General features: G+C 58.6%; 16 protein-coding genes. 6 read left to right on the forward strand and 10 right to left on the reverse strand.

All coding sequences use genetic code 11. The features are described from left to right. Window positions 1–28: 28 nt before the first annotated feature. Window positions 29–2,437, reverse strand: coding sequence for a Lon protease family protein (locus msub_RS08225; RefSeq protein WP_048497030.1), 2,409 nt, complete (start codon window positions 2,435–2,437; stop codon window positions 29–31). A 244-nt stretch (window positions 2,438–2,681) separates the two neighbouring features. On the opposite strand from msub_RS08225, the gene msub_RS08230 reads away from it, so the two are divergent. Next, the gene (locus msub_RS08230; protein ID WP_048495557.1) at window positions 2,682–3,059 is read left to right on the forward strand and encodes a PilZ domain-containing protein; all 378 of its coding nucleotides are present in this window, start codon (window positions 2,682–2,684) and stop codon (window positions 3,057–3,059) included. Between the two features lie 15 nt (window positions 3,060–3,074). On the opposite strand, the gene msub_RS08235 is transcribed toward msub_RS08230, so the two are convergent. Continuing rightward, a complete protein-coding gene (locus tag msub_RS08235; protein WP_048495558.1) occupies window positions 3,075–3,545 on the reverse strand; it encodes a flavodoxin family protein in 471 nt (156 codons plus the stop codon). A gap of 275 nt (window positions 3,546–3,820) precedes the next feature. Between msub_RS08235 and msub_RS08240 the strand changes: the two genes are divergently transcribed. Continuing rightward, window positions 3,821–4,036, forward strand: coding sequence for a hypothetical protein (locus msub_RS08240; RefSeq protein ID WP_048495559.1), 216 nt, complete (start codon window positions 3,821–3,823; stop codon window positions 4,034–4,036). Here the strand turns inward: msub_RS08240 and recA are convergent. Together recA and pncC are read right to left on the reverse strand one after the other, a co-directional pair. Next, entirely contained in the window at window positions 4,033–5,079 is a 1,047-nt protein-coding gene (gene recA / locus msub_RS08245; RefSeq protein ID WP_048497031.1) for a recombinase RecA, read from the reverse strand. The genes msub_RS08240 and recA overlap by 4 nt on opposite strands. Window positions 5,080–5,245: 166 nt before the next feature. Further along, complete coding sequence (gene pncC / locus msub_RS08250) at window positions 5,246–5,746, reverse strand: nicotinamide-nucleotide amidase (protein ID WP_048495560.1); 501 nt, start codon at window positions 5,744–5,746, stop codon at window positions 5,246–5,248. Window positions 5,747–5,827: 81 nt separating this feature from the next. On the opposite strand from pncC, the gene mutS reads away from it, so the two are divergent. Both mutS and fdxA read left to right on the forward strand, forming a co-directional pair. After that, entirely contained in the window at window positions 5,828–8,461 is a 2,634-nt protein-coding gene (mutS, locus tag msub_RS08255) for a DNA mismatch repair protein MutS (RefSeq protein ID WP_048495561.1), read from the forward strand. Between the two features lie 151 nt (window positions 8,462–8,612). Beyond that, window positions 8,613–8,936 (forward strand): ferredoxin FdxA, encoded by a 324-nt coding sequence (fdxA, locus tag msub_RS08260; protein WP_008170541.1) that lies wholly within the window; start codon window positions 8,613–8,615, stop codon window positions 8,934–8,936. Between the two features lie 72 nt (window positions 8,937–9,008). On the opposite strand, the gene msub_RS08265 is transcribed toward fdxA, so the two are convergent. The 5 genes from msub_RS08265 to msub_RS08285 all read right to left on the reverse strand — a co-directional run bounded on the left by msub_RS08265 (window position 9,009) and on the right by msub_RS08285 (window position 14,685). Next, window positions 9,009–9,647, reverse strand: coding sequence for a LysE family translocator (locus tag msub_RS08265; RefSeq protein WP_048495562.1), 639 nt, complete (start codon window positions 9,645–9,647; stop codon window positions 9,009–9,011). 56 nt (window positions 9,648–9,703) lie between these two features. Continuing rightward, on the reverse strand, window positions 9,704–10,738 hold the full coding sequence (locus msub_RS08270; protein ID WP_048495563.1) for a hypothetical protein: 1,035 nt from the start codon (window positions 10,736–10,738) through the stop codon (window positions 9,704–9,706). Between the two features lie 140 nt (window positions 10,739–10,878). Further along, window positions 10,879–11,829: a DegV family protein gene (locus tag msub_RS08275; RefSeq protein ID WP_048495564.1), complete on the reverse strand. Its 951-nt coding sequence runs from the start codon at window positions 11,827–11,829 to the stop codon at window positions 10,879–10,881. A gap of 96 nt (window positions 11,830–11,925) precedes the next feature. Continuing rightward, a complete protein-coding gene (locus msub_RS08280) occupies window positions 11,926–12,774 on the reverse strand; it encodes a metal-dependent hydrolase (RefSeq protein WP_048495565.1) in 849 nt (282 codons plus the stop codon). 282 nt (window positions 12,775–13,056) lie between these two features. Continuing rightward, window positions 13,057–14,685 carry an acyl-CoA synthetase gene (locus msub_RS08285; protein ID WP_048495566.1) on the reverse strand — a complete coding sequence of 543 codons (1,629 nt, stop codon included), beginning with the start codon at window positions 14,683–14,685 and terminating at the stop codon, window positions 13,057–13,059. A 152-nt stretch (window positions 14,686–14,837) separates the two neighbouring features. Here msub_RS08285 and msub_RS08290 point away from each other — a divergent pair, with 152 nt between their 5' ends. Next, window positions 14,838–15,938 carry an ATP-binding protein gene (locus msub_RS08290; protein ID WP_048495567.1) on the forward strand — a complete coding sequence of 367 codons (1,101 nt, stop codon included), beginning with the start codon at window positions 14,838–14,840 and terminating at the stop codon, window positions 15,936–15,938. Then, a complete protein-coding gene (locus tag msub_RS08295) occupies window positions 15,931–16,587 on the forward strand; it encodes a response regulator transcription factor (protein WP_048495568.1) in 657 nt (218 codons plus the stop codon). Before msub_RS08290 ends, msub_RS08295 begins: the two co-directional genes overlap by 8 nt. A 6-nt stretch (window positions 16,588–16,593) precedes the next feature. Here the strand turns inward: msub_RS08295 and msub_RS08300 are convergent, their stop codons facing one another. Continuing rightward, on the reverse strand, window positions 16,594–18,009 hold the full coding sequence (locus msub_RS08300; protein WP_048495569.1) for an aminotransferase-like domain-containing protein: 1,416 nt from the start codon (window positions 18,007–18,009) through the stop codon (window positions 16,594–16,596). Window positions 18,010–18,102 lie beyond the last annotated feature (93 nt).

Genomic DNA, 18,102 nt, shown 5'->3' on the forward strand with positions numbered 1-18,102 from the left:
CTCCTGTCCGTTTTCTTGTGATTGCCGGTCAGTGAATTGACGGGTCTTTGTGGTCATCACGGGCATGTTCCTGGCGCTCGTGTTCCCGCATTTTTTCAAGTCGTTGCTGGATAATGCCAAAAACGCTCTGCTTCGGGTACCTGCCTTTTTCATCCACCTTGCCCGCCGGTTTTCCAAGCAGCAGGGTTATGGCCTCCTCCACACGGGCAACCGAATAAACCGCAAACCGGCCTGCGCGCACCGCCTTTACCACTTCGCTGTCGAGCATCAGGTTCTGCACGTTGGTGGCGGGCACAATGACCCCCTGGGTGCCTGAAAGCCCGCCCTTGAGATGGCAGGTGGTGAAAAAACCTTCCACTTTCTCATTCACGCCACCGATCGGCTGAACCTCGCCGAACTGGTTGACCGACCCGGTAATCGCCAGGTCCTGACGCACCGGAATTCCCGACAGGGAAGAAACCAACGCACACAACTCTGCAAGGGAGGCACTATCACCATCCACCTCGCCGTAATTCTGCTCGAAGGTCAGGCTGGCCGACAGGTGCATCGGGTCATTAACCGCAAAGTGCGAAGCCAGCCAGGAGCTAAGAATCATCACGCCCTTGGAGTGAAGGTTACCGCCAAGCTTTACATCCCGCTCGATATCCATCACCGCGCCATCTCCATAATAGCAGGTAGCGGTGACGCGATTGGAAAGGCCGAATTCGAAACCGCCGGTAGACAGAACCGACAAGGCATTCACCTGCCCCACACAGGTTCCTTCCGTAGTGACAAGGGTCGAGCCATCCCGGATGGAATCATAGAACTGGTCGCGGATCCGGCTACTCCGGTATTTGGCGCTTTCCAGCGCCCGCTCCACGTGCATATCCTGGATCAGACGCGCGCCGGCCTGCCTGGCCCAGAAATCCGATTCCCGCAACAGGTTGGCGATATCCGCCGCATGCAGGGACAGACGGTCCTGATGCTCCGCCATGCGCGCGCTGTGTTCAATAACCCGGGCAACCGCCTTGTTCGAACAGTGCAGCAATTTTTTCTCGCTCACCAGGCTGGCAATGAACTTGGCATACAGCAGTTGGCTGTCATCGGAGCGGTACATCTCGTTTTCAAAATCCGCGGTTACCCGGAACAGCTCGGCAAATTCCGAATCGTACTCCTGCAACAGCATCCAGGTTTCGCGGTCACCAAACAGGACAATCTTGACATCCAGCGGGACCGATTCCGGCTCGATGGAAATGGTGCCGGACAGCGTCAATTCACGCTCGAGAGAGTTGATCTGAATCGACCTGGAGCGCAAGGCACGCTTCAGGCCATCCCATACGAACGGCTGCTCCAGTACCTTGATGGCGTCCATAAGCAGATAACCACCATTAGCCCGGTGCAGGCTGCCCGGGCGAATCAGTGAGAAGTCGGTGAATACGGTGCCCTTGTAGGTAACATTTTCAACGTAGCCGAACAGGTTGTGGTAGGTGGGATTATCCTCAACCACCATGGGCACTTCGTTGGTCTTCTGGTGGACCAGCACATTCACCAGATAACGACGGGGCATCTTCTTGTCGAGGGATGCGTAGGCAATCGCTGCCTGCTCCTCGTTGTCGTCCAGGAATATCTCAAGGTTCTCCACCATATCGGCCCGGACTGCCTCGAAATAGGCAACCACGTCGGGAAGGTCCTTGTATTTCTCGATCAGTTCATCGACCTGGTGGCCTGAGATACCCTCCAGGGTCTCCTGGTTCAGCGCCTGCTGTTTATCCGCGTATTCCTGCTCCCAGTCCGCAAGCTTGCGCAGGGCCTGCCGGAGTTTTTTCTCCAGCTTGTTAATGATGTCTTCAAACTTGTCACGCTGCTCATCGGTCAGCGCCTGGAACGATTCAACTGTGTGCGGCTCGTCGCCATTCATGGCAACCAGCCGGTAACCACCGGGCGTGGTTACGGTCAGGCTGACCTTTTTACGCCTGGCTTGGGCGGCCACTTTTTCGAGCTCATCTTCCTGCTTCTTGCCGTATTCGTTCTTCAGTTGTTCGGAGCGCTCAAGAAAACTGTCGCTGTCAAAGGTCTGGGGAATGACCTTGACCAGCCGGCTCATCAGCTTTTCCATATCCTGTTTGAGTTCCGTTCCCCGGCCTGCGGGAAGCTGTAGCAGCTTCGGAATCCGCGGATCCTTGAAGTTGGCCACATAGCACCAGTCATGGCTTTGCTGATCGGTATCCACATGATGTTCCAGGTAACGCAGCATCATGGTGCGCTTTCCCAAACCATTGCGACCAACGGCATACACGTTGTACCCGCCATGGGGCATGGCCAGGGCGAAACGCACGGCTTCCTGGGCCCGGTTCTGGCCCACGATTTCGGCCAGGGGTTCCAGTTGCCTGGTGGTTTTAAACGGCAGATCTTTCAGAACACAGGCTTTGTAAAGCTGGTGCAGGGACAGTGACTTCAAGGTTCGGTCCTGTAACGGTTGACTCATTGGCCGGTCATTGTAGATTCTGCGGTCGGCCCTGTCGCGTTTGGCGCGCAGATTTCTGGCGTTGCCCGCAATACCCGGCAATATGCCGGGCAGTTCACAGTTTTGCCGATGTTCATTTTTCAGGCAGTTGTTCCGGGACTACACTTCATCTCCCGGCGGTTCAGAAACCTCCGCGCCGGGCAACAACAACGACAATGCACGCAACGGATGCCAGCGTATGACCAGCGATTCCGCAGAGCGCAGAATCAAGGATCGTTATCCCGCTTCCTGCCTGAAGGTGCAGCTTCGGGAACGCGGTTTTTTGGGCCGCGGCAAGCACCCGACCCCGGTTTCCTGCCTCGACATGAACCGTTACGGCATGGCCGTGCTCTGCCCCAGGCCCGTGGAACCGGGCGTTCGCCTGTTTATGGATTTTAATGGTAAATACATCAGCGAATCACGGGTGTGCGCCCGGGTGGTGGAATGCCACCCTTACCAGACCGGTTATCGCCTGAGCGTCCAGTTCAGCTATTGTCTGGACAAGAAGGGCTATTCACGCACTGTCGACAATGCCCTGTCGCGGATTGAAGGCTTCTACAACCGGTTTGCCAGCTGAGCCAGCCGTTCAGGTTCACACCAGCCCGGCGTCGAGGCTTGCAGCGACATACATCCCCAGTTCCCGGCATTGATCTTCAAACTCAGCCCGATACTCACCCCGACAGATCAGAGGCTCCTGGATCAGTTTCCAGCGTAGCCCGGTGGTAATGCTTGCAATTGCCCGATTGGTGCCCGTGCCGTCATGTCCGGCGCGGATATAGTAGGCAAAGGGCAAGCCCTGGGTTTTCTCGAGGCATGGATAGTAGCTGCGATCGAAGAAGTCCTTTAAGGCACCACTCATATACCCGAGATTCTCAGTAGTACCCAGAATGATGGCATCACACGCGAGAACGTCTTCTGGGCCGGCGTCCATGGGGGCAAGTACCTTTACCTCAACGCCTTCAATGTCTTCATGGCAGGCGCCCTGCTCGGCCGCCTCTCGAAGCTTGAGTGTGTTTGGGGAAGGAACATGAGCGACGATCAGTAATCTCTTTTTTGCTTCCATACCGACTCTGATTTGTAGCTGAAGAGAAAAAGTGAGCGCTCATTGAGTATGAATTCATTCTGCCGCCAGCTCAAACCAGAGGGAGAGACAGAGAGCACAGATGCTTAATATTTGAGCAGCACAGAGCAAAAAAAAGGCGATCTGTTACGAGAGCTTTTAAAGGATCTGGACCGATACCCCACAAAGACTTCTGCTTACCATAGATTGGACAATCAGAGGAGGAGAAGTCGATGCGATATCTAAACAGTAAAAAACTGCAGGAACTCTATCGTCGAATGACATACAGGAAGTGGATCAAGAGTCAGTTGCAGCAGGCTGGTGGCGAAGAGTACCTCAAGCGCCTGGAGGTCGACATTGGTGCTGAACCGGGCCACTTCAGGAGGGAGCTGGAAAAAGGGTTATTACCTGGCAGGAAAGTCGAGGGTAACAATGGCGCGGCAGGCCTGGATTTACGCCTGCCGCCCATAGTGGCTTTGCTTAAAAAGGTTTAGAGCAACTCGCCGCTCGCTTCTGCAGGCGCTTCTTCGGCTTCTTTTTTGGAGACCGGCTTCGGCATCAGCTTGTCACGAACCGCCGCTTCAATTTCGTTGGCAATATCCAGGTTTTCTTCCAGGAACTTGCAGGCATTGGCCTTACCCTGGCCAATCTTGTCACCCTTGTAGGCGTACCAGGCACCGGACTTGTCAACAAAGCCTTCCTTCACGCCCATGTCGAGCACCTCAGCCATGTGATAGATGCCCTTGCCGTACATGATCTGGAACTCGGCCTGCTTGAACGGCGGGGAGACCTTGTTCTTGACCACTTTAACGCGGGTCTCGTTACCGACGACCTCATCGCCGTCCTTCACGGAACCGATGCGGCGGATGTCGAGGCGGACGGAAGCGTAGAATTTCAGGGCGTTACCACCGGTGGTGGTCTCGGGACTGCCGAACATAACACCGATTTTCATACGGATCTGGTTGATGAAAATCATCAGACAGTTGGCGTGCTTGACGTTGCCCGTCAGCTTCCGCAGCGCCTGGGACATCAGTCGCGCCTGCAGGCCAACGTGGCTGTCGCCCATCTCGCCTTCGATTTCGGCTTTCGGCGTCAGGGCAGCCACGGAATCCACGATGATCACGTCGACCGCGTTGGAGCGCACCAGCATATCGGCAATTTCCAGCGCCTGCTCACCGGTATCCGGCTGGGAGACCAGCAGATCGTCAACGTTAACGCCCAGCTTTTCCGCATAGATCGGATCCAGAGCGTGCTCGGCATCAACAAAGGCACAGGTTTTACCTGCTTTTTGAGCCTCGGCAATCACCTGCAGGGTCAATGTGGTTTTACCTGAGCTTTCCGGGCCATAGATTTCACAGATCCGGCCGTAAGGCAGGCCGCCAATGCCCAGGGCAACGTCCAGCCCGAGGGAGCCGGTGGAGACCGCAGGAATGGCTTCACGGGGCTGATCGCCCATTTTCATCACGGCGCCCTTGCCGAACTGACGTTCGATCTGGCCCAGTGCTGCGCTCAATGCTTTCTTGCGGTTGTCTTCCATCAGTGCAAAACCCTCTGTCGCCCGGGCCACCGGAAGCCTTTGGCACTTCGGCGGCGAAATAGTGAATCGGGAGGCCGTACAGCGTAACCGGCCAATTCCCTGTATATTTGAACAGTATTAAAACATAACCTGCGGATGAGACCAACCCCTCCCGATGTGAAAGCGGTCAGGGTTCATCGAGAAACCCGTTAACTCCTTGAAGCGCAAAGAGAACGGACTGCCGCCGGACCTGATCCCGATCACCCTCGAAGTGTTGTACCACCGCCATGGTGGTTGCCGGACTGCTGCCCCAGGCAAACCAGACCGTACCCACGGGCTTTTCCTCGCTACCGCCCCCGGGCCCTGCCACACCGCTGATGGCAACCGCAATATCGGCACCCGTGGCCACCAGGGCACCGGCCACCATTTCCCGCACCACCGGTTCACTGACGGCACCGTGTTCATCCAGCGATTTCCGGGTCACTCCCAATAGTCCCTGCTTGGCCTCATTGCTGTAGGTTACCAATCCTCCAAGAACATAAGCCGAGGATCCGGCCCGGTCGGTCAGTACCTTGGCAACCCAGCCGCCGGTGCAGCTTTCCGCGGTAACAACCGTACGGCCCAGTTGAGCCAATCGCTCACCGAGGCGATTGCCCGCGTCTTCCAATTCGTGATCGCTGGCCAGCATAATGACCTCCTTCGTTTCATCGCGGCGGTTATTTTCTTACAATTCACGCCTTCATCCAAAGCAAGGCTACCGGACCCGTTCATGTCAGCAGCTCAGACCGATCTTTCCAAGCACACCCCGATGATGCAGCAGTACCTGAAGATCAAGGGCCAGCACCCCAGTGAACTGGTGTTCTACCGCATGGGGGATTTCTACGAGCTGTTCTACGAAGACGCCAAGAAAGCGGCCGAGCTTATGGATATCACCCTCACCGCGCGGGGCCAGTCCGGGGGCAACCCGATCCCCATGGCGGGCATCCCCTATCACTCCTCTGAGGGTTACATTGCCCGGCTGGTGCGGGCAGGTCAATCCATCGCCATTTGTGAACAGATCGGCGACCCGGCGACCAGCAAAGGACCGGTTGACCGGCAGGTGGTGCGGATCGTTACCCCGGGTACCCTGAGTGACGACGCCTACCTGGAAGACCGTCGCGACAACCTGCTGGTGGCCATCTATAACCATCGGGAACAGTTCGGTTTTGCCTCGCTCGATATCTCCAGCGGTCGCCTTACCGTCTCAGAGCTGGAAAACCTGGATGGCCTGCAAGGAGAGCTCCAGCGCCTTCGGCCTGCGGAAATCCTGATCAGTGAGGATTTTCCCTACCAGGAGGTACTGGAAGGCTTTACCGGAATTCGCCGCCAGGGCCCCTGGCTGTTCGAACCCGACACAGCGCGGCGGGTGATCACCCAGCAGCTGCAAGTGAGGGATCTGACCGGTTTCGGCTGCGAAGACCTGAACCTGGCAGTCTGTGCGGCAGGCTGCCTGCTGCAGTACGCCAAGGAGACCCAGCGCACAGCCCTGCCCCATATTCGCAAGCTGACCCGTGAACGTCGCGATGAAGCGGTGATCCTGGATGCCGCCAGCCGCCGCAATCTGGAAATCGACACCAACCTGATGGGCGGCCACCAGTACACCCTGGCCTGGGTGATGGATCGTACCGCCACCTCCATGGGTGGTCGGGAATTGCGGCGCTGGCTGAACCGACCGCTGCGGGATGTGGCGATTGTCCGCCAGCGCCAGCAGGCCGTTTCGGCGCTCCTGGACGGGTTTCACTACGAACCCGTGCACGATCTGCTGAAAGCCGTGGGGGACATTGAGCGGGTACTGGCACGAGTCGCCCTCCGTTCAGCACGACCGCGGGACCTGGCGCGGCTTCGAGACGCCTTCCAGGCCCTGCCAGACCTGCAGGAAACCCTGAAACCGGTCAATTCCCACCATGTCGTCAAGCTGGCCACCACGATCGGCGAATACCCCGAACTGGCGGACCTGCTGGAGCGATCCATCATCCACAACCCGCCGGTGGTTATCCGTGAGGGCGGCGTCATTCGGGAAGGCTTCGACGAAGAGCTGGACGAGCTTCGCAACATCAGCGAGAACGCCGGCCAGTACCTACTGGATGTGGAAACCCGGGAACGGGAACGCACCGGCATCAGCACTCTGAAGGTAGGCTACAACCGGGTACACGGCTACTACATCGAAATCAGTCGGGCCCAGTCGGACCAGGCGCCGGTGGATTACATTCGCCGGCAGACCCTTAAGAACGCCGAGCGCTTCATCACGCCGGAACTGAAGGAGTTCGAGGATAAGGCCCTGAGCGCCAAGAGCCGGGCCCTGGCGCGGGAAAAAGGCCTGTACGACGAGGTACTGGAAACCGTCGCCGGACAGCTTGCACCCCTGCAGGACGCGGCCCAGGCGCTTGCCGAGCTGGATGTGCTGAGCAATTTTGCCGAGCGTGCCACCTCCTTGCGCTTTTCGGCCCCGGAATTCAGCGAATCCCCGGGCTTTGACATCGAGCAGGGCCGCCACCCGGTGGTTGAGCAATTGCTGGATGAGCCTTTCGTGCCCAATGATCTGCTGATGGATACCCGGAGGCGCATGCTGGTGATCACTGGCCCGAACATGGGCGGTAAATCCACTTACATGCGCCAGGCGGCACTGATTGCCCTGCTCGCCTACACCGGCAGCTTCGTACCCGCCAACCGCGCGGTGATCGGCCCGGTGGACCGGATCTTCACCCGGATGGGCTCCTCGGACGACATCGCCGGCGGCCGCTCCACCTTCATGGTGGAAATGACCGAGACCGCCAACATCCTGCATAACGCCACCGAGCACAGTCTGGTTCTGATGGACGAAGTGGGCCGCGGCACCAGCACTTTCGATGGCCTGTCACTGGCCTGGGCGACCGCGGAGCACCTGGCCCGGGAAATCCGCTGCTACACCCTGTTTGCCACCCACTATTTCGAGCTCACCCAACTGGCCGATGAGCTGCAGCACGCCGTCAATGTGCACCTCACGGCCACCGAGCACGATGACAGCATCGTGTTCCTGCACAATGTCCATGACGGCCCGGCCAGCCAGAGTTACGGGCTGCAGGTGGCCAAGCTCGCAGGCGTGCCTCAGGATGTGATCCGCAACGCCAAAACCCAGCTTTCCCATCTGGAAGGCAGCGCAAGCCCGGCGGCGCCGGCAAAGACGCGCACCACGCCAACAAAAAGCGACGCAGCCCAGCCGGCACCGGCCAGGCAGGTTAGTGAACCCGTCTATCAGGGCGACATGTTTGCGAGCGTCGAACCAAGCGCCGTGGAAGAAGCCCTCAAAGACCTGGACGTCGACGGATTAACCCCCCGCGAGGCGATGAACCGGCTGTACGAATTGAAAGCCCTGATGAAGAAATAGCGGAAAATTGATCTGTGTAATAAGGTTATAGCAGCCTAACGCTTGCGGCAGTGCGGGTCGCTCCCTACAATATCGCGCACCAAAATATAACGGCGGCGCTCGAACGGCGCTCCTGATGAGACTGACCGACCACTGGACCAGGGATCTGACTATGGCGTTTATCGTTACTGATAACTGCATCAAGTGTAAATACACGGACTGCGTGGAAGTCTGCCCGGTAGACTGCTTCTACGAAGGCCCGAACTTTCTGGTAATTGACCCGGACGAGTGTATCGACTGCGCCCTGTGCGAGCCAGAGTGCCCGGCCGAAGCCATCTTCTCGGAAGACGAGCTGCCCGCCGATCAGGTCCAGTTTGTGGAACTGAATGCCGATCTGGCCGCAAAATGGCCGAACATCACCGAGAAGAAAGACCCGCTGCCGGACGCCGAAGAATGGGATGGCAAGCCGAACAAGCTCCAGTACCTGGAGAAGTGATAGCGCAGATCGGGGTATGAAAAAGGGAAGCCGCGGCTTCCCTTTTCTTTGCCCGATTGATTTTCGAAGGCGTCAGATGCTGGCCAGCTTCGCCCCCATGGCCACGAAGAATCCGCCGGTCAGGCCGTTCAGCACCCGCTTCATCCGTGTGGTCATGCCCAGCCCCCGGAAAGTGACCATCACCCAGGCCAGACCGCACTGCCAGAGCATCGCCAGCAGAAAATGCACGCCGGCCAGCATCAGGGACTGCTGAAAGGCGTTACCCGCCGGGTCCACAAACTGTGGCAACAGGGCCATATAGAACAGTGCCGTCTTCGGATTCAGTACATTCGACAGCAAGCCCTCCCGGAAGGACACCGCCACGGTCAGCTCCCGGCGGGCCATCGGCTCCGCGTTTGCCGCCGGTGCGGCACCACGGCGAAGGGCCTGGCGTAGCGAGCCGATGCCCAGCCACACCAGATAACAGGCTCCGGCCCATTTCAGGGCCGAAAAGGCCCAGGCGGTTTCCACCAGCAGAAGGGAAATACCCAGAGCCGAGAGGGCAGCATGAATGAACAGCCCACTGCAGATACCCACACTGGTCACGCAACCATCCCGAAAACCGCCACGGCCGGTATTGCGCATCACCAACAGGGTATCAACACCGGGCGTGATGGTAAGCAAGGTAATGGCGACCAGATAGGCCCAGAACAGATCCGGGATCAACATCATGCCCTCTCAAACTCTGATACGAAACGCTCCAGAAGGCCCGACCCCTCATCGAAAAATCAGGCCTCCTGCTGGAGAATCCTGCGCACGGCAGCGGATTTGTAAAAAGGTGCAAGCCGCCGACGAAGCAGGGCCTCAACATAACCCTCTTCCCGCAAGACGTCTATAACCGGAATTGCGTAGGCATCGATCTCCGCCATCACCACTTCCCGGGTGACACCCATGTCCCCCAGCAGATCCGTGATCGGGCGCTCGCCATACTTCACAAACAGGTGAGAGACCACAGCCCGGGCGCAGCCCTCGAAGTAGCCGGTCTTGCGAAACTGCAGCCAGAACTCGTAACCCAGCACCACAAACTCCTGCAATTCCACATCGCCAAGACCCTCGTGCAGTTCCGCGATGGTGCGGTCCTCCAGCGACACCCAGGCGGCCATCACGCTGTCCCGCAGCTCGTCATCCGACAAGGCACGATGCAGGAACTGCTCACTGCGGCTGATCAGGCCGGGCAGGCTGTCCGACAGCCAGGTCTTCAGACGCCGCTCAAAGGTTTCATCCAGACCGGGCACGGCCCTGTTGGCCATGCGCTTGCCAAACTTCATCATCGAGCCAACACCCGGTACGGACTTGGTGATCAGGTTGTCTTCGTACAGATAGTTGACCAGGCCGTGGTAGACCACGTTGGACACCAGTTCCTGGTAAACCGGGTGGGCCATGATCTCGCTGATCACCCGGTCGCGCTGCTGCCGAAGTTCCAGAGCCTCCTCGAGAAAGCCCGTCGCCTGTTCACGGGTGATGATCTCACCCAGGGTGGTTCTGGACTGCACCTCGGCGTTGAGCACTTCGGTGGCCATTTCCGCTGCAAGCTCGGGAATGCCGGCATCCAGTTCCATATCCATGACTATGCGCTGGATGACGCCCATCACCTGCTCTTCAGAGGTGATGCGGTTCAGGGTTATCTCACCGGCATAGCCCCAGAGCTCATCCAGCTCCTGCTCCAGAAACTTGCGCAGCTTTGCGCCTTTGAGCGAGGCCAGCTCATGCTTCACATGCTGCTCCAACAGTTGGCTGGCGAGATCCGCTTTGCCTTTGGTCATGGCGTCAGTTGTCCTGTGGTTGGATTAAAAAACAATGCACAGAGGCTAACACGAAGCCCCGGGTCAGCAGTTTGCCAAAACTACAGGAGAGCGGCTGCGGCCGGGCCAGTCGAAGCCGGCCGCAGGTTATGGTGAGGTGATTACTGGAATTCGCTGAAGCTGTGCGGCTCGGCGGCCAGCGCCAGGCACAGGCTGCCAGGACCGACGTAGATACTGCTGGTGATGCCCATCTGGGAGAGTAACAGTTCCACGCCATTGCGCTCGCAGGCATCCCGAAGTCGGTTGAGCCCGGGGAGATCCTCGATCTCGGTCCAGGTCAGGCCACAAGAGAGGCTCACGTAGGGCGTCAACAGGCCGGCTTCCACTCGGGCAGCGGCATAATTCATCACCTTCTCCACCGCCATATCAAAACTCCGGGTTTTGACCGCCGGCAAGCCATCTGCGCCCTGCCCGAAGATCACCGGGGTAATGTTCAGCGCCTTGCCCAGGAAGGCGACCAGCGCCGACACACTCTTGTCGCCACGGCGCCGGGCCCGTTCACGGATATAGTGCAGGTCCCGGGGAATCACGCAGGTGTAAATCTTGTCGGTAAAGGTTTCGACTTCGTGACGAAGGGCATTCTTCGATAACTTCTGGTCAATCAGGCTGAGGGTGTGCGCCGCCAGCAAGCCCTGGCCGGCAAAAATCTGTTTGCTGTCAATCACCCGCATGAAGAACCGGCCCTCGCGTCCCGCCGCGTCCCGCGCCTTCTGGTAATTCGACAGCACGCTGTTCATGGCCTCGGTAGCGTTCTGGAAAATCAGGCTTCGGGTTTTTGTGACCGTTTCACAAATGGCGAGATCAAACTGGGTAACAATTTTTTCCATGAACAGATCATGGATCTGCTCGGCGGTGTAAGCCCGAGTTTCCGCCTGGTGGCCTTTCTGCAGCAAGCCACTCTGGTAAAACTCCTGGGTTCGCACCGGGTCATGCTCGTCGGTGTAGGTCTGGCCGTCAATCACCGCAGTAACAGGAAGGATGAACAGGTCGTGTTTGCGGCTGAATTCGTAAGGCAGGTCACAGGCAGAATCAACGATCAAACCAACTCGCATGGTGGGCCTCCAGCTCAGGGCTGCCCCTTAACCGGAAGCGCCCTTTCTTGTCATTATTTTTTATGCCGATCAGTCTTGCATAACCTGGCCGGAATTTCAGCACCCCTCCGGTTTTCCTGCAGAGAATGTCATATCCAGCTCGCGGAGGTTGCGCCTGAGGAGTTCCCGGTTGTCCTGCTGCCAGGGGTGAAAGCCCTCGCGAAAGTAGGCCAGAAATTCCGGCAGGCACTGGCGCAGAACCCCGGGCTTGCCCCAGAGAAAATTGATGCCGCCGGCCCAGGTACGGAGGCTCCAGAGTTTGCCATCCGCCTTCAGAAGGCTGCAGGTGTTCAGGAAGGTGTACTTGAAGAAGTTCCAGGTAACGAACAGGAAGACAACCCGACGCAGTCGTTCATTGCCGACGCATTGCCGGTAAACGTCAAAGGCAACGGATTTATGTTCGGTTTCCTCGATGGCGTGCCAGCGCCAGAGCTGTGCCATGGCCGGGGAGGCCCCTTCCATCCACTCCGGATGACTCAGGATGGCATTGGCCAGAACGGCTGTGTAATGTTCGGCACCACAGGTGCCCGCGAGCTGCCGGCTCGGTGGCAGCTTTGTCACCCATTCCATGTGTTTTCGGAACCGCCTGTCCAGGGCATCAATATCATAGCCCCGGGCCTTCAGTGCCTCGTTGTAGCCCTTGTGTTCGCGGCTATGGAGCGCCTCCTGGCCAATGAAGCCGCGAATCTCGGCCTTCAGCTTGGGGTCGTCGATCCGGTCCCGGTACAGACGAACGGCATCGATGAACTGCTGCTCTCCGTCCGGAAACTGTAGCGAGAGGGCATTGAAAAACGCCGTCCGGAAGGCGTCGTTGCCGTGCCAGAGCGTTTTAAGATCTTCACTGACATCAAACCGCAGATGCCTCGGCTCAACGGACACGCCCTCGGGCGTGGAGCTGATGGTCATGACTGCCTCCTGTTTTTTAATCTTGTTATCCGTAATGAACAGTGGAGAAAAATTGATCAGCGCCGATCAGTTTAAACCTGAAATCCGGGACGAAGGAAGGGAACCCGGGTAAAGCTTCGACAAATTGTCACAAAATGACATATCGCCAAAACCGAGCCCGGAGATTGAAACCGGAAACCAGCAGCCAGGAAGAAAAAAGGAGGCACAAGGCCTCCGAAGGACACACAGGGGGTTGGCGACAGAGGCGCTGGCTGCACCAGAGCGGCGCCGCCAGCCAGCGAATCAGTCCAGGTCTTTGGCCTGATCCCTCAGCACGAACTTCTGGATTTTGCCCGTGGAAGTCTTGGGCAGCTCCGAGAAGACGACGGTTTTGGGTACCTTGAACCGCGCCAGATGCTCGCGACAGAAGGCGATAATGTCTTCCTCGCTCACCTGGCCGGCCTCCGGCTTGAGGGTTACAAAGGCGCAGGGAGTTTCGCCCCACTTCTCATCCGGCCGTGCAACCACCGCCGCCTCGAGAACGGCCGGGTGGCGGTATAGGGTATCCTCGACCTCAATGGTGGAGATGTTCTCACCACCGGAGATGATGATGTCCTTGAGCCGGTCCTTGATTTCCATATAACCGTCTTCGTGCCACACGGCCAGGTCACCGGTGTGGAACCAGCCGCCCCGGAACGCTTCTTCGGTGGCCTTGGGGTTCTTCAGATAACCTTTCATGACGGTATTACCGCGCAGGAAGATCTCACCGATGGTCTTGCCGTCTTTGGGCACCGGTTCCATGGTGTTCGGGTCACCGACCATGGTGCCGGCCAGAGTGTGATAGCGAACCCCCTGGCGAGCTTTCTTGCGGGCACGATCATGCAGTGGCAGCGAATCCCACTCGGACTTCCACGCGCAAACGGTCACCGGACCATAGACTTCGGTCAGGCCGTACACGTGAGTCACCTGGATACCCATTTCTTCGATGGCTCCAATGACCTGTGCGGGGGGCGCCGCACCGGCTGTCATGGACTTCACGTCGTGATCGATGCCCGCCTTGGCGGATTCCGGCACGTTCAGCAGCGCGTTGAGGACAATGGGAGCACCACACATGTGGGTGACCTGGTGATCACGAATCAGCTGCAGGATCTTCTCCGGATCAACGCGGCGCAGGCAAACGTGAGTACCGGCCATGGCGGTGATGGTCCAGGGGAAGCACCAGCCGTTGCAATGGAACATCGGCAATGTCCACAGGTACACCGGGTGCATGTCCATGGACCAGACGGCCTGGTTGCCAAGGGCATTGAGGTAAGCGCCGCGGTGGTGATAGACCACACCTTTCGGATTGCCGGTAGTGCCGGATGTGTAGTTCAGGGAGATTGCATCCCACTCGTTCTCAGGGAAGCTCCACTGGAACGCCGGATCGCCTTCCTGCAGGAAGGCTTCGTAATCGAGATCGCTGACCTGAACGCCCTCGCCGTACTCGGGATCGTCCACATCAATGACCAATGGCTTGGTGTCCAGCCTGCTGACGGCGTCCTTGATCACCTCACCGAATTCCCGGTCGGCAATCACAACCCTGGCCTCACCGTGCTCCAGCATGAAGGCAATGGCCTCGGCATCCAGACGAACATTCAGGGTATTCAGCACCGCACCGATCATGGGAACCCCGAAATGGGCTTCCACCATGGCGGGAATATTCGGCAGCATGACGGCGACGGTATCACCGCGTCCGATGCCGCGCCCTTTGAGGGCAGAGGCCAGACGGCGACAGCGCTCGTAGGTCTGCGCCCAGGTGTAACGGATGGCCCCGTGAATTACCGCGGGGTACTCCGGGTAAACGGTAGCGGTACGTTCGATAAAATCGACGGGAGATTGAACGGCGTAGTTGGCGTCGACGGGCGCCAGGCCCTGATCAAATATCGAGGTCATTGCGTGGTCCTCTTCAGTGCTGTTGTTCTTATGGCGTATTCAGGAATATCGCTAAACTGGCTATACTTCGGGCTGGCCAGAATAGTATTGGATAGAATAAATACTAGAAATTATACCAATGTATTATAGTTACTTTACTATAAAGATAAGCCATGAACGATGTTCCCCCTTCAAGTGTATTTAGTTTGCACGACGCTGACCCGCAACCCGGATTGATCCTGGATGGGGCGGGTACCGTCATGGTGGGGAACCGTGCCGCCAGGAATCTGTGCCAGACAGCCGGCCTGACTTCGCCCCACAGGCTCCTGCCAACCAACGCCCAGGCACTGGTGAACGCTTCGCTGGAGCAGAACCGTGCTATTGAAAACGTGGAATCCCGGATTCCCTCGGAGCTTTCCGAAACCATCCTGATGTGGACATTCATCCCGGATGCCGAAACCGCCCGGGTTCTGGCACGGGCACGAGACGCCACGCAAGATGTCCTGACCCAGGAAGAGGCCACCCGTTCCAACCGCCTGTACCGGCTGATCACAGAGAACACCACCGATCTCATATCCCGCCACGCTCCGGACGGACGCTTTATCGATGCCACGCCCGCCTCATGGCGACTGCTGGGCTACTGGCCGGAAGAACTGCGGGGCAAACCGCTCGAAGAGGTCTTTCGCGGCAACCACGTCACTCAGAAACTGACGGAAACCCGCAATCTGCTCCGGGATGACGGCTACGCCACCATGACCCTGGAGATCATCCACCGGGACGGATCCCGCCGCTGGTTCGAGATTGCCAGTCGGGCTATCCGGGAAACTTACACCGGCGCCGTAATTGAGGTCATCAGCGTATCCAGGGATATCACCGCCGATCCGGTGCTGCTGGAACAGGTACTGATCAATCTGATCCGCAACGGCATTGAAGCCACGATCGAAGCCCGGGGCGAAGAAGCCCAGAGCGCACCTGCGCAGATTGTCATAACCACCTGCATCAACGATCAGAACGAAACCCTCATTGAAGTCACGGATGAAGGTCCGGGCCTGGACGAGCAGGGCATCCGCCAGATGTTTCAACCGTTCTACACCAGCAAGCCCCAGGGACTGGGCCTTGGCCTGTCCATGAGCCGTTCGATCATTGAAGGCTTTGGTGGCTTCCTGGATGCCCGCCCGGCCGCAACCGGTGGCCTGTCCCTGATCTGCCGGTTCCCGGCAAGCCAGAGTCAAAAGCACAGAACCGCAACCACGGAGAACCAGCCCAATGCGTGAACACTCTGCCTCGGACGCCACCACCGTCTACGTTGTTGACGACGACGCCGGCATGCTGGAATCCACCCAATGGTTACTGGAATCGGTCGGCCTGAACGTGGAGGCCTACAGTGACGGCCGGAAATTTCTGGACGCGGTGGGCAACAAGACAGCCGGCTGCGTGGTATTGGATGTGAGGATGCCGGGGCTCGGCGGCCTGAACGTTCAGGAGGAGCTTCAGAAGCGAGGACTGGACCTGCCCATCATCTTTGTCTCCGGCCATGCCGATGTGCCCATTGTAGTCAGGGCGTTCAAATCCGGTGCTTTCGATTTTATCGAAAAGCCGTTCAACGAACAGCTGCTGCTGGACAGCGTTCAGCAGGCCCTTCAGGAACATCACCAGTCCGGCACACAGCTTCAGGGCGATGAGGCAACCGAAGCCCTGCTGGCCACCCTCACCCGGCGGGAAAAGGACGTGTTTCTGCCACTGGCCCAGGGTTACACCAGCCGGGAAATCGCCGACCAGCTGGATGTCAGTGTAAAGACGATTGACCTGTACCGGGCGCGGGTGATGAAACGCCTGGGCGCGGATCGGCTACCGGATGTCACCGGTACCGCCATTGCCGCCGGGCTGCTCGACCCGCTGGACCTGCGTAGGGAAAAGAACTGAACGGCCCTAACCCGCCGCAGCCTGAACATCGTGAGCCAACACTCCCAGCCTTGCCACGGCCTGCTCTATACGTTCACACCAGGGGTTGGCGCTGTTCAGTCTCAGGCAGTTCTCGTATTTATTGGCCGTGGAGAACATCAGCCCCGGTGCCACGTTGATGTCTTCGGCCCTGGCCCTGTGGTAAACCTCCGTGCCGGAAACACGGTCCGGCAACTGCACCCAGAGTACAAACCCGCCCTGGGGTCGACTCACAGCGGTACCTTCCGGAAATGCCCGGGCCACGGCTGTGCGCATACGCTCTGTCGACTCGCGATAGTGCTGACGAGCTGACCGCAGATAGCGATCATAACCGCCCTGCTCAAGAAAATGCGCCACCGCCATCTGCGGAATGGAAGACGTGGCCAAGTTGACGAAATACTTGTGCTGCCGGGCGCTGGCCATATAGCGGCCAGGCACCATCCAGCCAAGACGCAGACCCGGTGAAATGGTTTTCGAAAAAGAGCTGCAGTAAATCACATTATCGGTGCGATCAAAGGCCTTGGCCGGTCTCGGCCGGTCCCCGGAGTGATGCAGATCACCATAGATATCGTCTTCAATAAGCGGAACAGCGGCAGCCGCCAGCATGGAGACCAGTTGCTTCTTACGCTCGTCGGACATTCGCGCGCCCATGGGATTGCTGTGATTGGTCACCACCACACAGGCTTTCAGGGGCCACTGCTCGAGCGCCAGTTGCAAGCCTTCAAGGCTCAGACCCTCGGATGGATGCGTCGGGATTTCGATAACCTTCAGCCCGACCACTTCCAGGGCCTGCAGAATGCCAGGGAATGACGGCGACTCCACCGCCACAATGTCACCCGGCTGGGTAACCGCACGCAGCGCGAGGATGATCGCCTCCTGGGCACCGTTGGTGGCGAGCACATCGTCCGGGGTTACCGGCACCCCGAGGGTCGCCATCCGCTGGGCAATCTGCCGCCGGAACGATTCCTTGCCCGGAAAGGCATAGTCCAGCGTTTCCAGGCCCCGTCGTGCCGCCCAGAGCGTGCTGTGCTGGATCTGCCGCAGCGGCAGGTAATCCGGGTGGGGAATCGCCGTGGCCAGCGGCACCATGCGCTTCTGCTCGTCGGCGCACAGGTCCAGGGTCATTTCCCGGGCGCTGACTGGCACCGGGCGGCTGCGGTGCCGGCGCATGACCGGCTCGGGTGCATCCACGGTCGGCAGCCTTACGAAGTAGCCACTGCGCTCTCGGGCCTGCAGAAAGCCCCGGGCTTCGAGGGTCTGGTGCGCCTGAAGGATGGTCGAGATGCTCACGCCGAACTGCCGACTGAGCATGCGCACGCCCGGCAATCGATCCCCGTCGCGGTAGACTCCGTCTCGGATCAACTCCTGGATCTGATCCGCCACCTGATTGTAAAGAATGCCCATGAACAGTTCCCCGTGTTCGGACGCCACCGATATATTGCACCAGAACGGAAGCCTGTCCGTGCAGTACAGACACCCTCGAAAATGACCGGTACA

The organism is Marinobacter subterrani (assembly GCF_001045555.1).
In the GTDB taxonomy this organism is placed as follows: Bacteria; Pseudomonadota; Gammaproteobacteria; order Pseudomonadales; family Oleiphilaceae; genus Marinobacter; species Marinobacter subterrani.

Excerpts from the sequence above, each read along its gene's own strand:
- msub_RS08230 (WP_048495557.1), top strand. The coding sequence starts at position 2,682 with ATGACCAGCGATTCCGCAGAGCGCAGAATCAAGGATCGTTATCCCGCT.
- msub_RS08235 (WP_048495558.1), bottom strand. The coding sequence starts at position 3,545 with ATGGAAGCAAAAAAGAGATTACTGATCGTCGCTCATGTTCCTTCCCCA.
- msub_RS08240 (WP_048495559.1), top strand. The coding sequence starts at position 3,821 with ATGACATACAGGAAGTGGATCAAGAGTCAGTTGCAGCAGGCTGGTGGC.
- recA (WP_048497031.1), bottom strand. The coding sequence starts at position 5,079 with ATGGAAGACAACCGCAAGAAAGCATTGAGCGCAGCACTGGGCCAGATC.
- pncC (WP_048495560.1), bottom strand. The coding sequence starts at position 5,746 with ATGCTGGCCAGCGATCACGAATTGGAAGACGCGGGCAATCGCCTCGGT.
- mutS (WP_048495561.1), top strand. The coding sequence starts at position 5,828 with ATGTCAGCAGCTCAGACCGATCTTTCCAAGCACACCCCGATGATGCAG.
- fdxA (WP_008170541.1), top strand. The coding sequence starts at position 8,613 with ATGGCGTTTATCGTTACTGATAACTGCATCAAGTGTAAATACACGGAC.
- msub_RS08265 (WP_048495562.1), bottom strand. The coding sequence starts at position 9,647 with ATGATGTTGATCCCGGATCTGTTCTGGGCCTATCTGGTCGCCATTACC.
- msub_RS08270 (WP_048495563.1), bottom strand. The coding sequence starts at position 10,738 with ATGACCAAAGGCAAAGCGGATCTCGCCAGCCAACTGTTGGAGCAGCAT.
- msub_RS08275 (WP_048495564.1), bottom strand. The coding sequence starts at position 11,829 with ATGCGAGTTGGTTTGATCGTTGATTCTGCCTGTGACCTGCCTTACGAA.
- msub_RS08280 (WP_048495565.1), bottom strand. The coding sequence starts at position 12,774 with ATGACCATCAGCTCCACGCCCGAGGGCGTGTCCGTTGAGCCGAGGCAT.
- msub_RS08285 (WP_048495566.1), bottom strand. The coding sequence starts at position 14,685 with ATGACCTCGATATTTGATCAGGGCCTGGCGCCCGTCGACGCCAACTAC.
- msub_RS08290 (WP_048495567.1), top strand. The coding sequence starts at position 14,838 with ATGAACGATGTTCCCCCTTCAAGTGTATTTAGTTTGCACGACGCTGAC.
- msub_RS08295 (WP_048495568.1), top strand. The coding sequence starts at position 15,931 with ATGCGTGAACACTCTGCCTCGGACGCCACCACCGTCTACGTTGTTGAC.
- msub_RS08300 (WP_048495569.1), bottom strand. The coding sequence starts at position 18,009 with ATGGGCATTCTTTACAATCAGGTGGCGGATCAGATCCAGGAGTTGATC.